The 15,517-nt window shown below is 46.1% G+C and carries 13 protein-coding genes; 5 read left to right on the forward strand and 8 right to left on the reverse strand.

Annotation, left to right across the window (positions count from 1 at the left end):
* Positions 1-3: 3 nt before the first annotated feature.
* From ACXQIQ_RS10675 to ACXQIQ_RS10705, 7 genes are all read right to left on the reverse strand, one after another.
* On the reverse strand, positions 4-2,295 hold the full coding sequence (locus ACXQIQ_RS10675; protein WP_439302157.1) for an ATP-dependent DNA helicase: 2,292 nt from the start codon (positions 2,293-2,295) through the stop codon (positions 4-6).
* A gap of 292 nt (positions 2,296-2,587) precedes the next feature.
* A complete protein-coding gene (locus ACXQIQ_RS10680; RefSeq protein WP_439302158.1) occupies positions 2,588-2,785 on the reverse strand; it encodes a hypothetical protein in 198 nt (65 codons plus the stop codon).
* A 183-nt stretch (positions 2,786-2,968) separates the two neighbouring features.
* Positions 2,969-3,667: a Na-translocating system protein MpsC family protein gene (locus tag ACXQIQ_RS10685; protein ID WP_439302159.1), complete on the reverse strand. Its 699-nt coding sequence runs from the start codon at positions 3,665-3,667 to the stop codon at positions 2,969-2,971.
* Between the two features lie 115 nt (positions 3,668-3,782).
* Entirely contained in the window at positions 3,783-5,060 is a 1,278-nt protein-coding gene (locus ACXQIQ_RS10690; protein ID WP_439302160.1) for an ATP-binding protein, read from the reverse strand.
* A 93-nt stretch (positions 5,061-5,153) separates the two neighbouring features.
* Positions 5,154-6,050 carry a lipase family alpha/beta hydrolase gene (locus ACXQIQ_RS10695; RefSeq protein WP_458026112.1) on the reverse strand — a complete coding sequence of 299 codons (897 nt, stop codon included), beginning with the start codon at positions 6,048-6,050 and terminating at the stop codon, positions 5,154-5,156.
* 180 nt (positions 6,051-6,230) lie between these two features.
* The gene (locus ACXQIQ_RS10700) at positions 6,231-6,536 is read right to left on the reverse strand and encodes a hypothetical protein (protein ID WP_439302162.1); all 306 of its coding nucleotides are present in this window, start codon (positions 6,534-6,536) and stop codon (positions 6,231-6,233) included.
* Between the two features lie 93 nt (positions 6,537-6,629).
* Positions 6,630-6,881 carry a hypothetical protein gene (locus ACXQIQ_RS10705; RefSeq protein ID WP_439302163.1) on the reverse strand — a complete coding sequence of 84 codons (252 nt, stop codon included), beginning with the start codon at positions 6,879-6,881 and terminating at the stop codon, positions 6,630-6,632.
* A gap of 488 nt (positions 6,882-7,369) precedes the next feature.
* Here ACXQIQ_RS10705 and ACXQIQ_RS10710 point away from each other — a divergent pair, with 488 nt between their 5' ends.
* The 5 genes from ACXQIQ_RS10710 to ACXQIQ_RS10730 all read left to right on the forward strand — a co-directional run bounded on the left by ACXQIQ_RS10710 (position 7,370) and on the right by ACXQIQ_RS10730 (position 12,163).
* Entirely contained in the window at positions 7,370-8,068 is a 699-nt protein-coding gene (locus ACXQIQ_RS10710; protein ID WP_439302164.1) for a DUF1287 domain-containing protein, read from the forward strand.
* 187 nt (positions 8,069-8,255) lie between these two features.
* Positions 8,256-9,101: an ABC transporter ATP-binding protein gene (locus ACXQIQ_RS10715; RefSeq protein ID WP_439302165.1), complete on the forward strand. Its 846-nt coding sequence runs from the start codon at positions 8,256-8,258 to the stop codon at positions 9,099-9,101.
* Positions 9,052-9,978 (forward strand): iron-hydroxamate ABC transporter substrate-binding protein, encoded by a 927-nt coding sequence (locus ACXQIQ_RS10720; protein WP_439302166.1) that lies wholly within the window; start codon positions 9,052-9,054, stop codon positions 9,976-9,978. Before ACXQIQ_RS10715 ends, ACXQIQ_RS10720 begins: the two co-directional genes overlap by 50 nt.
* Positions 9,979-10,151: 173 nt before the next feature.
* Positions 10,152-11,159: a FecCD family ABC transporter permease gene (locus tag ACXQIQ_RS10725; protein ID WP_439302167.1), complete on the forward strand. Its 1,008-nt coding sequence runs from the start codon at positions 10,152-10,154 to the stop codon at positions 11,157-11,159.
* The gene (locus tag ACXQIQ_RS10730) at positions 11,156-12,163 is read left to right on the forward strand and encodes a FecCD family ABC transporter permease (RefSeq protein WP_439302168.1); all 1,008 of its coding nucleotides are present in this window, start codon (positions 11,156-11,158) and stop codon (positions 12,161-12,163) included. The genes ACXQIQ_RS10725 and ACXQIQ_RS10730 overlap by 4 nt, the downstream gene beginning before the upstream one ends.
* Positions 12,164-12,340: 177 nt before the next feature.
* Here the strand turns inward: ACXQIQ_RS10730 and ACXQIQ_RS10735 are convergent, their stop codons facing one another.
* Positions 12,341-15,397 carry an efflux RND transporter permease subunit gene (locus ACXQIQ_RS10735; protein WP_439302169.1) on the reverse strand — a complete coding sequence of 1,019 codons (3,057 nt, stop codon included), beginning with the start codon at positions 15,395-15,397 and terminating at the stop codon, positions 12,341-12,343.
* Positions 15,398-15,517 lie beyond the last annotated feature (120 nt).

Below are 15,517 nucleotides of genomic sequence, written 5' to 3' on the forward strand. Positions count from 1 at the left end.
TGCCTAACGGATGACTTTATAATCCATCCACTCACTCGGTAAAAGTTTCTGATACTTCGGCGTGAGGAAGCGATCGTCGACGAGCACGATCGTGCCGAAGTCTTCTTCTGTTCGGATGAGCCGGCCACCCGCCTGCAGGACCTTGTTCATCCCTGGAAAAACGTACGCATAATCATAGCCGTTCTTCCCACTTTTCGTGAAGTAGTCTTTGATGATGTTCCGCTCTTCGTTCAATTGAGGCAATCCGACACCGACTACGACGACGCCATTCAACCGGTCCCCTTTCAAGTCAATGCCCTCCGAAAAGATCCCGCCCATGACGGCAAATCCTACGAGCGTTTCCGTCTGCCCTTCGTCAAACTTTGCGAGGAACGCTTCCCGCTCTTCTTCTGTCATTCCCGTGTTTTGAATGAGCAACTCAGACGGTAAATCCGCCTCTTCTGCGGACTCCACCACGAGGTTCATATACGCATACGACGGGAAAAAGATCAGGTAATTCCCGGGTCGCGTTTTGATCAAGTTCTTCAGCATCGACAAAATCGGCTCGACGGATTTGTCCCGATCCCGATACCGGGTCGACAACGGCTGAATGAACACCTCCGCATTCTCTTTTGCAAAAGGAGATGGAATCGAAACAGCATAGTCGTCCTCTTTCGCCCCGAGCATGTCCTTGAAATAACCGAGCGGAGAAAGAGTCGCAGAAAAATACACCTTCGAGCGATAGCCTTTTCCGAACTGTTGCAGCAAATGCGAAGGATCGAGACAGAACAACTTCACCTTCACTTCGCTTTTTTCGTATTCGACATACGTCACATAACGTTCATCATACAGCTCTGTGATACGGACGAAATTTTTTGCGGTAAAATAAGCGTCTAGAAGCTGCTCCTGTTCCTCGCCCGTTTTTTGCTCAAGCAATTCCTTTTCCGCTTCTGTCACAAACGAATCGAGCATGACGACGAAGTCTTCAGGCAGTTCCTCCGCCACGCTGAACCGTGCGTCTCCACACTGCTTTTTCATGGCGAGCAGCTCATCATTGATCGCTTTCGCAGTTTGATAGATTCCCGGATTGGCAGACTTGAACGACCGCTTCAATTGTAAAAAGTCCGACTTGAAGAGCTCTGCTGAAAACATGCCCCGCGCCCGATCGACGAGATTATGCGCTTCGTCGACAAGCAATGCGGTCTGCTTTTTCTGTTCCTCCGCCAACCGTTTCAACGACACCCGAGGATCGAAGATATAATTGTAATCGCCAATCATTGCATCGGCCGTATAGGCGAGATCGAGCGAAAACTCGAATGGACAAAGCTTGTGTTTGTGCGCGTACACCTCGATTGTCTGTCTGTCCATGAGTGTCTCGTTCTCAAGGATATCTAGGATCCCATCATTGAGTCGATCATAATAACCGTGCGCAAATTCACAATAATCCTTCTGACAGATCGTCTTCTCTTTGAAGCACACTTTGTCTTTTGCGGTAATCGTAACAGAGCTCAGCTCGAGGCCTTTTTCCTTCATCAGACGGAGTGTGTCTTCCGCTGCTGTACGGGTGATCGTTTTCGCCGTCAGGTAAAACATCCGCTCCAGGTGCCCTTCCCCAATCGCTTTAATCGCTGGGAATAGCGTCGAAATCGTCTTCCCCGTCCCGGTCGGTGCATTCGCAAACAGGTCAGTTTGATCCGAGATCGCTTTATAGACCGTACCCGCGAATTTTCGCTGCCCGGCGCGGTATGTGGCGAAAGGAAATTCAAGCTGTTTAATGCTCGCATTCCGCTTCTCTTTTTTCTCGAGTAGGAGTGATGCATACGGTGCAAACTGCTCGATGACATCCATGAGGAATGCCTGAAGTTCTTCGAACGTACACTCCTGGACGAACTGTTTCTTCTCTTCTGTTTCCACATGGACGTAGGTAAGCTGCACGCTAATCGATTCGAGGTCATGATCGAGGGCATACATGTACGCATAGCATTTCGCCTGTGCCCAGTGGACAGGATTGGTGTCCTCCTCAATCCCCGACAGATCCCCTCGTGTCGATTTGATTTCATCAATCGTCACTTTTCCATCAGCGTGTAACAAACCGTCACAACGACCTTCGATAATGAATTGAATATCGCGATATTCAATTTCCGTTTTGAGAAAGACTTCTTTTTCGTCCGTCTCCTGGTAGGTTTTTTGTATTTTCTGGTGGGCGATCGTTCCATCTGTCATCGTACTCGCAGATCGGAATCGATTATCAATGCTCCCACTCCGAAACACATACTCTACCAGTGGCCTGACTGACATGCGGATTTGTTTGATCATGCTTTAGCTCCTTACCGAACGACTTCCAATTATCTCTAGTTTACCTGAAAACAAACGTTCGTCCAAATGTTCATTTTTCATAGTAGAAAGGTACCGAATTCCACAAGTTGAGCTAAAAGTTCCACAAGACAAGGCAGAACTTCCACAAGTCGACTCGAAAGTTCCCCAAGTCGACACAAAAGTTCCCCAAGTAACCTAAATGTGATCGACTCAACTTGCTGATTTTGGAGAAAAACTTGCGAAAACATAAAAAAACCAAGTGCATGGCCCCTTTACACGCACTTGGTTTCCGTTATTTCAATGGAAGAGATGGACCGTCATAACAATATTGACAGCGTTTATACCCTTCGTGTATCAAAAACTCGATGTTTTTATCCAATTTCTCACCGGTCCGTTTGTTCAACGGGATCTGAGGGAGATCGCATTTGTCTCCAACAAACGCACTGCGGTGAATCCTTTTATGTTTATGGTCAATTAAATACTTTGCCATAATATCCCCCTTTTCAATTGTGTTGTATTTACCAATGCCTGACCTCATTCATCCGTAGGTTTCTTTTCACAAAACCACTCCTTTCAAGGTCTGATTTCTAAAAAAAACCAAATAAAAAAAGCCGAGAAGTATCAAACCTTCTCCGGCTTATGTCTAGCTCTATTGTCCAGCTCATTTCCACCGCTAATTATTCGGTTTCATTATGAAAATTGTAAAACTTTGATCTTTCTTGAAGTCCCAATCTATGAAGTAATCTTCAATATCGCATTCAATTTTTGAAGAAATTCGTTCAACATTAAGCATCCGCTTCTCGATTTTACCTTTCGACAAGCGTAAAACTTCTTGATGACCATCGTGGATCAGCTGCTTTTCAATTTCAACGAGGAGTCCTTCCCTTACAACAATCAACGTCCTGTCGTTTACTCTTAATGAAAAGATCTTCTCCGGTCTTTTCTCCACTTTTTCACTCATCAGGATTATTTCATCATGAACCGTATCCTGCCCAGAATAAGGCGCATACGTTGCATCCCTTGAAAATGGTCCGACGCCTAAAAATACGCCTGACTGATTTTCGAGTGACCAGTCGTAGTACAGTCGTTGCACATCAATATCGGTGACCGTTTTGATATAGGACTTGATCTCATCACTGATCTTATCCATTACGAATTCGCGGGTCTTTTTCAACGTTTTCTCATGATTCCCGCTGTACAGGACCCTTTCCGTTGCGGACATCAAATCTTTCACATAAATCGTCACGAACGGATCCGAAATTGATACATAAACAGACCCCGGTCCTTTACCGAAGTGATCGCGCAACACCTTTCCGACAAAGCTTGAAATATCCGATTGTTTCGTTTTCAAATCTGAAGACGGAAGCGTCATTTCCTCCATCCTTTCTCTAGTGTAAAGGCTATGTACGATTTTGAAAAGTGGTTCAGCCTTTTTCGAATACTTTTTACTATAAATAACATACCCATATTCCATCCATTGAAAACAATTATTTTACAGATAATGGAACGTTTTCTGAAGGCTTGATCGTCGGTAGAAAGACCGTAACCACTGTACCGACATTCGGTGAGCTCTCATAATTGACCTTACCGTCCATCGACTGGATGATCCGCAGCGAAACGGTCGTACCGAGACCCGTCCCTTTATCTTTCGTCGTGTAAAACAATGTGCCAATCCGATCAAGCTGCTCCTTATTCATCCCTTTTCCAGTGTCTTTGACAGTCAGTTTCGCATAAGTCGAATGCTCGGTCAACTTGATGGATACTGACCCACCATCACCCGTTGCTTCTATGGCATTTTTGACGAAATTGACGATCGCCTGCTTCAGCTGGTTGCGATCCGTCTTAATGACACACCGCGTATCCAGATCGACCTCAAGCTGAACCCCTTGCTTCAAGGCCAGTGGTTCCATTAGAAAGAGCACCTCATAAACGACATCCGACAACTGACATTCTTCAATCTTCTTGAATTCAGGCTTCGCGAAGTTCAGATAGTCGTTGATGATGGCCTCAGCTCGTCCCAATTCACTTAAAACGAGGGGAATATATTGCATGCTTTCCCCTTTATTCTCCTTTTTCATCAGCTGCAGGAATCCTTTTACCACCGTCAAAGGATTACGGACCTCGTGTGCGATGGATGCAGCCAATTCTCCCAACGTATTCAATTTTTCAGAGCGTTGGATTTCTGCCTTCATCAATTTACGCTCGATGACCATCTCATACAATAATGCTGCAAATCCGATCCCAATGATCTGGATCGCGCCGAACAAGAAAATATTGACCCAGATTTCCTGATTCGTACTGAAACCGACGGTGAAGAGATAGGAAACGAGAATACAGAACATGACAACCGCGGGCCAGGCTCCTACAATGAGTGCCATCTGGACCCTCTTTTTCGGTTTGTATTGCATGAATTTCCTTGAAAAAAGAAACGGAACGAAAGCAGCCGCCGTACCGCTGATATAACCGAATACGAGCGCATCTCCACCTAAAATCGTCCGGGTAACAAGGATGGTGATGAAAACGATCGTCCCCGCTACCGGACCACCATACAAACAAGCGAGCACGAGTGGGACATACCTGAAATCCCAAAAAAGACCATAGCTATAATAAGCGAACACCATACATAGACATGCTGCAATACCATGCAAAATTCCATAAATATAGGGCAATTGCCGATCGTTGTGACGTTTTTCGAACAAGACACCATAAATCAAAACAGGAGCGAGGAAAATCAACACATGAAGCAGAAGCTTCTCAGCAAGCATGGGTAAACCTCCAAAACATAATTAGTACATTCAGTATTAAATACGACAATTGTAATGATTTTCCTTTCTGAAAAACCAGGAAAATTATCCTCTTTATTGACGAAGTTTGCTACGTAGAATCGATTCACTTTTATAGAGGGTTTCAATGTGTGTCCCGTTCAAGGTGTGTTGATCTCCATCTAGGAGAAATACGCTATCCATCGCGGCATCACCGTCTCCGAGATTCGTATAAGCCGCACCGGTCACTTTTCCGTCGGACCATTGGATGATTGATTGGGATGGGACCACTTCTAGGTAACGGATCGTCTCCTCGTCCGTCCCTGCAATCAGCGTGACATTGATGTTCCGTTCCTGAATGATGTCCCGCTCAGCATTCAATTGATCGAGCCATGGATTTTGCGCTTTCATGTCTGGATAATCGACAAACATCCTCGAACATCCTTTTTCGTTCATGATCAAATAGTTTCCATAATCCCCACACGGCATGATGTCCTGAAGCCCTTTGAAATGATTATGGATCACTTCGATCTTGTTCGACTTATACCGCTTACTGAGATAGGCGAGGTACATCTTCATATAAAAATGGACGAAATTGAATTGGGTCGGTGCATTGAGAGGCAGCTCCCCTCCCGTCCAATAGCTGTAATTCGGCGGGGATCCCGCATTCGGTGTACATAGGATGATCAGCTGATCGACGTCGTCCTTGTATTCCTTCCCCTGTACGTACGCTCTCGTCACAAGTCCGCCCATGCTATGTGAGATGAGGTTCACCTTGTCTGAACCCGTCACCTGTTTTGCCTGTTCAATCGTCTTTTTCAAATAATGGCTCGCCGAATGCTCGATTCGCTGACTCCAATCGTAAAAACAAACGAATAAATTGTGGTTCCTCCGATATCCCATCGTTTCGAGCATCAAGACGAACGGCTCATAAACCATTCCCGCCAAACCGAAGCCCCAACTCCCTGTTCCGGGGATGATCACATCACTCATAGAACCGAACAATCCTGGCACAAACACGACAGGTGTCTTTTTGAGAGAAAGGTGATTCACATTCAACCTCCTATGAAAAAGTCTTATGTAAAAAGGTATGCCGAATATGTCGGGGAAACGACGTTTAATCTAAAAAAGACTGGCTGAAATCATGCCAGTCCTCGTCCTTTAGAAATGATCCTAAAAATCGTCTTCTGCAAAATAGAAGTCTTCTCTCGTCATCATTTCACCTGCAACATCGTTCCCGTTGCCGTTTCCATTTCCGTTGCCGTTTCCGTTGCCATTTCGTCTTCTACCTGCTGCTGCCGCTGCCGCCGCTGCTGCTGCTGCTGAACCTCTACCAGCTGCTGCCGCTGCTGAAGCTGCTGCTGCTGCGCCACCACCTGCTGCTGCCGCCGCTGCCGCTGCTGCTGCCGCACCTCTTCGTCTATTGTTATTGTTGTTCATCATTTCTCCAGCAACCATACCGTTATTTCGATAACACATACAATCACCTCCTTGCTCTATTATTATATTGAGGTGATGATTAATAGAAACGGCGCTTGTCCAAATCTATTAAAAATGGATGATTTACTAGATTTACGCACGCGGTGCGGCAGTAAGGGTTCTCACGTTCAAGGCGTATTCAGGTCTCATTTCTTGTCTGCCGATTTCGGCCGAAGCTCTTGCTTCTGCATCCGGTCCGATTCCTATGGAAACGGCTGCTGTAATGTCTTCCTCACTCGCGGATCCAGCTGCTACATCCGATCCTTGTTCGATCGAATCCATCGCTGATTCAACAGCCCTATCAATCACTGCTCTCACTTGTTCTCTACGACTCCCAAGACTCATGTTCTTAAGCCTCCTTCATCTATACCAATTACTACTAGTATATTGAGGAGAAGAGGCGAAGGAACGGCAAAAATACTAGTTTAATAGAATTTTTGCTAGACTCTAGTGGAATTTTGGTAGGGAGAGATGTTATCCTGCTCGAAATCTTTTTTTCCTCTCATTTGGAGGAGGATAAGTCCTCTATCCTGCCCGAAATCTCTCCCTCCTCTCATTTGGGGAAGGATAAGCCCTCTATCCTGCCCGAAATCTCTCCCTCCTCTCATTTGGGGAAGGATAAGCCCTTTATCCTGCCCGAAATCTCTCCCTCCTCTCATTTGGGGAAGGATAAGTCCTCTATCCTGCCCGAAATCTCTCCCTCCTCTCATTTGGGGAAGGATAAGCCCTCTATCCTGCTTAAAAATACGATCCATCCCTCATTTTGGGTACGCTATTCCGACCACCATCTAGTATAATAGTAAAAAATGGATATCGGAGTGTGACGTAATCCAATGAAATGGCTGAGGAAATTCACTATAACAATAGTAGTCCTGATTGGCTGCCTTGCCGCTATCACATTGCTTTTCCGTGATGGCATCATTCTGGATTCATTAGGGATCCACCTGGAAAACCCGTTTGCCCAAACGGTCGAAGTGCCACCCCTCTACTCAACGGTCGATAAAAACGAAAACGGCACACCAGATCCAATTGATGTCGTGAATGCGGCACGAATAGAAGTGGATCAGCGGACAACTTACGAGAGTAACTACTATGCGGGCGGTTATCCCCCAGACGATGAAGGGGTTTGTACGGATGTCGTTTGGAGAGGACTGTTCGGTGCAGATATTTCGTTGAAAGATCTGATGGACCAAGACATCGCAGCCAACACCCAACTTTATCCACGTGTGAACGGAAAACCAGACCCGAACATCGACTTCCGCCGTGTCCCCAATCAAAACGTGTACTTCAAGCGGCACGCGCAATCGTTGACGACCGAAGTCATCCCTGGGGACGTAGAGAACCTGAAGCAATGGCAACCTGGTGATATCGTCGTTTTCCTAGACGGATTCCATCATGTCGCGCTCATCTCCGATAAACGAGCGAAAGATGGGACGCCTTATGTCATCCACAACAACCAGCCATTTGCGGCGGAAGTAAAGCTCACTTCCTTCAGGACACCCATTGCGGCGCATTACAGATGGAACTTCTAAACTTGTAAAAGCGAACAAAAGGCAGCTCAACAATCCTGTTGAGTCTGCCTTTTTTATCTGAATTAACTGATTATCATTCTCAATATATGGTTGACACTCGTAATCTATCGGTTTATAGTTAACAAGGTAACGATAGTGATAATCATTATCAACGGTATTTCATTTTTATTAAAACGGAGGTTTCGGCATGGTTCGCTTACATACAAAGGATCTGAACATCGGATACGGTGAGCATCATATCGTCAAAGATCTCAGTGTTGAAATTCCGGATCAGAAGATCACAACCATCATCGGGCCCAACGGTTGTGGAAAATCAACGCTTTTGAAAGCGATCACCCGGATCATTCCCCACCAATCCGGTACGGTTCTACTAGATGGAGAACAGATTTCCAAGCAGAATACGAAGCACCTCGCCAAAAAGATGGCGATTTTGCCTCAAACACCTGAAAGTGCCAGCGGCTTAACGGTCGCCGAGCTCGTCTCTTATGGTCGTTTTCCTTATCAAAAAGGCTTTGGTCGCCTGACGAAAAAGGATTACGAAATGATTGACTGGGCGCTGGAAGCCACCGGGACGATGGAGTATAAATACCGTTCAGTCGACGCCCTTTCCGGCGGACAACGTCAGCGTGTCTGGATTGCGATGGCTCTTGCTCAGGAAACGGAAATCATCTTCCTAGATGAACCGACTACCTATCTCGATATGGCGCATCAGCTTGAAGTACTTGAACTACTCCAAGAGTTGAATGCCAGTGAAAACCGGACCATCATCATGGTCTTGCATGACTTGAACCAAGCCGCACGGTTCGCGGATTACATCATCGCTTTGAAAAATGGTGAAATCGTGAAAGCTGGTGGTTACGAAGAGGTCATCACGCATGATGTCCTGAAGGAAGTTTTTCATATCGATGCGGAAATCGGCCGTGATCCTCGCACCCAAAAACCGATGTGCATCACCTACAATTTACTAAAAGGAGAAAACATACATGAAAAAGCTATTCATCCCGTTCGCACTCTTGCTGCTTCTCATCATTAGTGCCTGCAGCTCTGCATCCTCTGAAAATGGAGAAAACACATCCAAAGAAAACGATGAAAAGAAATCCGGAACGATTACATACGAATCAGAAAACGGTCCTGTAGAGGTGCCGGCAGACCCACAACGCGTCATCGTCCTCTCATCTTTCGCTGGTAATGTCATGGCATTGGATGTCAATCTTGTCGGTGTAGATTCTTGGTCTAAAATGAATCCACGATATGAGGAACTGAAAGATGTAGAAGAAGTTTCCGATGAGAACTTGGAAAAGATCATCGAATTGGATCCTGATCTCATTATTGGTCTCTCTACAATCAAAAACGTCGACAAACTTCAGGAAATTGCGCCAACTGTCACTTACACTTACGGTAAAGTGGATTACCTTGAGCAACATATTGAAATCGGTAAACTATTGAACAAAGAAGAAGAAGCAAAAGCATGGGTTGAAGATTTCGAAAAACGCGCAGCAGCAGCTGGTGAAGAAATCAGAGCAGAAATCGGTGAGGATGCGACCGTTTCTGTCGTCGAAAACTTCGACAAGCAGCTTTACGTATTCGGGGACAACTGGGGACGAGGTACGGAAATCCTTTATCAAGAAATGAACTTGAAAATGCCTGAAAAGGTAAAAGAAAAAGCGCTTGAGCCTGGATACTTTGCATTATCAACTGAAGTCCTTCCTGAATATGCAGGAGACTACATGATCATCAGCAAAAACCCGGATACAGACAACTCTTTCCAAGAGACGGAAACGTATAAGAACATCCCAGCGGTCAAAAACGATCAAGTTTTCGAAGTGAATGCGAAAGAATTCTACTTCAACGACCCGATTACATTGGACTTCCAATTGAACTTCTTTAAAAAAGCGTTTCTTGGCAACTAATACATGATGAATAATGAAGGGTGACCTGAAGGCGATACTGCCCTTTCAAGGTCACCTCTTTCATTTAAGTTTGATGGAATTAGTTGATTCCCGCAGGAGTCTCGTGAATTTGACTTCATCAACTCTTCTAAAAAATTGAATTTAAAAAACTATTGAAGAAAGATGCGATACATATGAATGATCAACCGAAGCGTTTTTCACTTGTTCTCAAGTTCATAATCGGCTTATTCGTCTTGATTGGTTCCTTTTTGATCGCGATGATTCTCGGTGCTGCTGACACGACCGTGAAAGAGGTATGGCTCTCCCTCACCTCTCGCGTCACAACTGACACCATCGTCATGCTCCAGGAGATCCGTCTTCCGCGAGAAATTGCAGCGATTTTCGTAGGCGCAGCGCTTTCTGTTTCCGGCGCAATCATGCAAGGACTCACAAGAAACCCACTCGCAGACCCAGGATTGCTTGGACTTACAGCTGGTGCGAATGCTGCGTTGGCGGTAACACTCGCCTTCATCCCGGCAGCCAATTACTTCGGCATCATGATTGCTTGTTTTGTCGGTGCTGGAGTCGGGGCACTCATGGTCTTCGGAATCGGTATGATGAAAAAAGGCGGCTTCTCTCCACTCCGGATTGTTCTTGCCGGCGCTGCTGTATCCGCTTTTCTGTACGCGTTTTCAGAAGGCATCGGCATCTATTTTAAGATCTCCAAAGATGTTTCCATGTGGACAGCTGGCGGCATCATCGGTACGACTTGGAGTCAGCTTCAGATAATCGTTCCATTCATCGTGGGTGGTATCGTAATTGCTCTGGCGCTTTCTCGGCAATTGACGATCCTAAGCTTGAACGAAGAGGTCGCTGTCGGCCTCGGACAGAAAATCACCCAGATCAAAGCGATCCTATTTGTCGTCATTATATTACTCGCAGGCGCTTCAGTTGCATTGGTCGGAAACCTGGCCTTCATCGGTTTGATGGTGCCTCACATCGTGAGAGCGATCGTCGGTACCGATTACCGAGCGATTTTACCAATGTCGGCTGTCCTAGGGGCCTCGTTCATGCTTATTGCTGATACATTAGGAAGGACAATCAATGCGCCGTATGAAACGCCGGTTGCAGCTATCATCGCGATCATGGGTCTTCCTTTCTTCCTGATTATCGTACGTAAAGGAGGTAAGGCATTCTCATGATTCATCCTTCCATCATTCGAAAACAACGGGTGACCATCACGTTATTGTTCGTGCTGATTGCTGTCACATTCGTCTTCGGAACCGGAATGGGCTATGCCTCCCTTTCTTATGATCGTCTCCTTCCAACGCTTCTCGGTCAAGGAACATTCAAGGAGGAATTCGTGCTCTTTTCCATCCGTCTGCCCCGTATTCTTATTACGATTTTAGCCGGAATGGCACTAGCTGTATCCGGAGCTATCCTGCAGGGCATAACGAGAAACGACCTCGCTGACCCAGGAATTATCGGAATCAACTCAGGCGCTGGTGTCGCCATCGCCTTATTCTTCTTGTACTTTCCGATTGACGAAGGCTCGTTTATCTACTTGCTTCCGGTCGTAGCCTTTATCGGAGCGTTAGTGACAGCGATCTTGATCTATCTGTTTTCTTATCAAAAAAATACTGGGCTACAGCCGGTGAGACTCGTTCTGATCGGTGTCGGTTTTTCGATGGCCTTCTCAGGTGTGATGATCGTACTCATCTCCTCTGCAGAACGGTCGAAGGTCGATTTTATCGCAAAATGGATCGCCGGAAACGTATGGGGGACGGATTGGCCATTCATCCTTGCGCTACTTCCGTGGCTTCTTGTGCTCATTCCATTCACCTTATATAAAGCAAACCGACTGAATCTGTTAGGGATGAATGAGCCCGTCGCGATCGGAGTCGGCGTTTCCATTGAAAAAGAACGCATCACCTTGTTGTTGACCGCGGTCGCACTTGCAGCTGCTGCCGTCTCTGTCACTGGCGGCATCGCGTTCATCGGTCTGATGGCACCGCACATCGCCAAAGCGATCGTCGGTCCACGGAATCAGATGTTCATCCCCGTCGCTATCCTCATCGGGGGCTGGCTCTTGCTTCTAGCTGACACGATCGGACGCAATGTGTTTGAACCGACAGGTATTCCAGCAGGGATCATGGTCGCTCTGATCGGAGCGCCATACTTCATGTACTTGTTATTGAAAAAGTAAAGAAAACTCGACTCAGCCAAGCCTTTTGGCGATGGCTGAGCGTTAGTTGTACTTATACTTTATCCGTAAACTTCTTAACAACGTCGCTTATCGTCTTGCTAAAAAGTTCTTCTCTTTAAATGTGTAAGAAAAGAAAAGCTGGTCGAAACCAAATTCGACCAGCTTTCCTTATGTCTATTAACTCGCTTGTTCAGTCAATTCATCTTGCTTTTTCGCCTTTTTCTTTCTTCTGAAGATTTTCTTGAATCCTCTACCGAAGTCTGCGAACAGCATGTAAACCGCTGGAATCAACACGAGCGTGATCATCGTCGCAAACAATAAGCCCGAGATAACGACGATCGCTAACGGTGCCTGGTAGTTTCCAGATGCTCCGGATGCAAGTGCTAACGGTAGCATCGCTCCTGCTGTCGTCAGCGTCGTCATGAAGATCGGACGCATACGGTTTTTACCGGCTTCAACAAGGGCTCCAGCTGAATCCAATCCTTCGTTTCGAAGCTGTTTCGTACGGTCGATCAACAAGATCGCGTTATTCAGTACAATACCAATCAGCATGATGATCCCCATACCGGACATCGTGCTCAATTCACTTTGCGTGATGAACAACCCTATGATGACACCGACAACCGTCATCGGAATGACCGACATGACGACGAGTGGATGCACAAGGCTGTTGAACTGGATCGCCATTACGACATAAACGAGGAAGATTGCGATGAACAGGATCATCAGCATTTCCTGGATCAGTTCTTGTTGTTGCTCCAGATCACCCGCAGTCGATACGGTATAACCTGCCGGCGCATTATATGAATCGATCACTTTTTGCACGTCACGGTTGATGGAACCGAGGTCACGTCCCTCGATGTCCGCAGAAATCGTGATGTACCGCTCCCCATCTTCATGTGAGATCTGGTTCGGAACTTCGGATTGCTCAAGTTCTACGTATTTGGATAGCTCCACCATGCCATTCGGAGTTGGAATTTCGAGATCCAGCAAATCGTTCTTCGTTGTCAGCTTCTCATTGACACCAATCACGATCGGCATTTTCTCTCCATCTGTCGTCATTTCTCCGACTGGCATCGTCATCGAAAGCTGTTCGATCGATTGCTTGATTTGTTGTGGTGTCAGACCATCTTTTTCAATCGCATCTTCTTTCAATACGATTTGTTGTTCAATCGACTGACGTTCATTCGTACTTGCAACGCCTACGATTCCGTCGATTTCGTTCAATTCATTGGTCAAGTCATTGGAAATTGCTTTAAGCTCCCCGAAGTCTTCCCCTTTTACATTGATTTGTACAGGCGACCCACCGCCCGCTGACATCATGCCGCTGACACTTTTTACAGGGAGGTCTTCCGTCAATGTACGGAGTTCACTCATGATATCTTCGTTCACGACATCTTGCTCTCTCGTGATGTCGTCTCCTTTAGTCATGTTGATCAGGATGAAGAAGAAGTTTCCATTATCAATGACATAATGACTTTCAACATCTTTTACGTTTTCCAACCGTTCGCTTGTCGCATTCACGATTTTCTCACGATCATCCAGCGAGATACCTGGCTCCATGTTCACCATCACTTCGGAATATCGGTTGTACATGTCCGGCATGATCGTCATTGGAATCTTCGTCACTAAGAACAACGAACTGACGAGTATAACGAAGAACAAGCCGAGCATCGCGAAACGGTTCCGTTTCTTTCTTCCCATCCATGCAACGGTTTTCCCATATCCACGCACAAGGAAGTTCTCTTTCTTGCCGATTTTGGATTTCTTTAATCGTAAAAAGTTCTCAGAAAGCGTCGGGATGAGCGTGAACGCAATCAACACGGAGCTGATCAGCGTCACCGCAATGACGACCGACAGGATAATCATGAACTTGCCGACTTCTCCACCCATTAATCCGACTGGCAGGAACACGACAATTGTTGTCAGCATCGATGCGAAGACAGCTGTCGCCACCTCGCGCGTTCCCTCAAGTACGGCCTGCACATTCGCGTATCCTTGTTCTTTTTTACGATAAATGGACTCCAGTATGACGATGGACGAGTCGACCATCATCCCGATTCCAAGTCCAAGAGCGATCAAGCTCAGCATGTTGAAGCTGTAATCCAACAACCACATCGATAAAAACGTAAGCAAGACCGATGTCGGAATGGATAGTCCGATGATGATGGTCGCTCTCAAGTTGCGTAAGAAAATAAGCAAAATCGCAAGTGCAACAATCGCCCCGATGAGGATGTTGTCTGTCACCCCGCTGATTGCATCTTCCACATAGTCAGCTTGAGCAACGACTTCATTCAGCTCAAAGCCTTTAACAAGATTTTCGCTGCGGATCTCTTGCACTTCCGCACGGATCGCTTCCGCCATCTCGATTTGAGTCGCATCGGAAACACGGCCAATCTGTACAAATAGGAATTCATTCGTTCCTTCTTTCCAGACCGAAGTTGTGGTTTCAGCAGCCTGCATCTTGATGTCTGCGAACGTATCAAGCGTTTCCACCCCTTGAGCGGTCGGAACACGCAAGTCTTTCAGATCGTCGATATTGGAAAAAGACGTATCCCAACGAAGCGTCGGTTCATTCTCTTCTTCTGAAAGCGTACCGAGCGTCGCTTCTGCATTTTCATTTTGAATCAACCCGATGATTTGTGCCGGGTCCAACTGGTATTCTAGTAATTTTTCACGGTCGAGTTCAATGAGTACTTCGTTTTTCTCAAGACCCATGAAGTCCACTTCGCGCACTTCAGGCAATGCTTCAAGACGTGGCTTCAGCACGTCTTCCGCAAATGCCGTCATATCTGCCATCGAACCATCCGACAGGTCCATGTAAAATTCAAACGACTGGTTCGTCGACATTTGATATGTAAAAACATCTTCGACTCCAGGTAATTCCGATTTCATTCCTTTGACAGCCGCTTCGACTTCCTTGTAGACGTCATCCCCACTGCCACTTTCAAAAGTTAGATTCATACTCACGCGGCCGATATTCGTTTCGGAGTTGACATCCTCCACCCCATCGATACCGGATAACCTTTGCTCAATTGGATTGGTGATGACTCGCTCGACTTCAGCAGCATTCATTTCACCTGCCATCACGTCGATGAATGCCCCATCAAAATCGATCGGCGGCATCAATTCCTTATCTAGTTTCATCGTTGCGAAGGTTCCTGTAATCAAGACGAATACGAATAACAATCCGACAATGATCTTTCGTTTCAAAAACAACTGCAACAACCTCATCTGATTTCCCCCAAACCTTTTTCAAATTTTTCCATAACCCATTTTCATTGTAATACTTTGGTATTATCCCAACAACCTTAAGTAGTATATTTAAGGGAAAATTAAGATATTCTTTACAAA

It is taken from the genome of Pseudalkalibacillus sp. Hm43 (assembly GCF_054170705.1).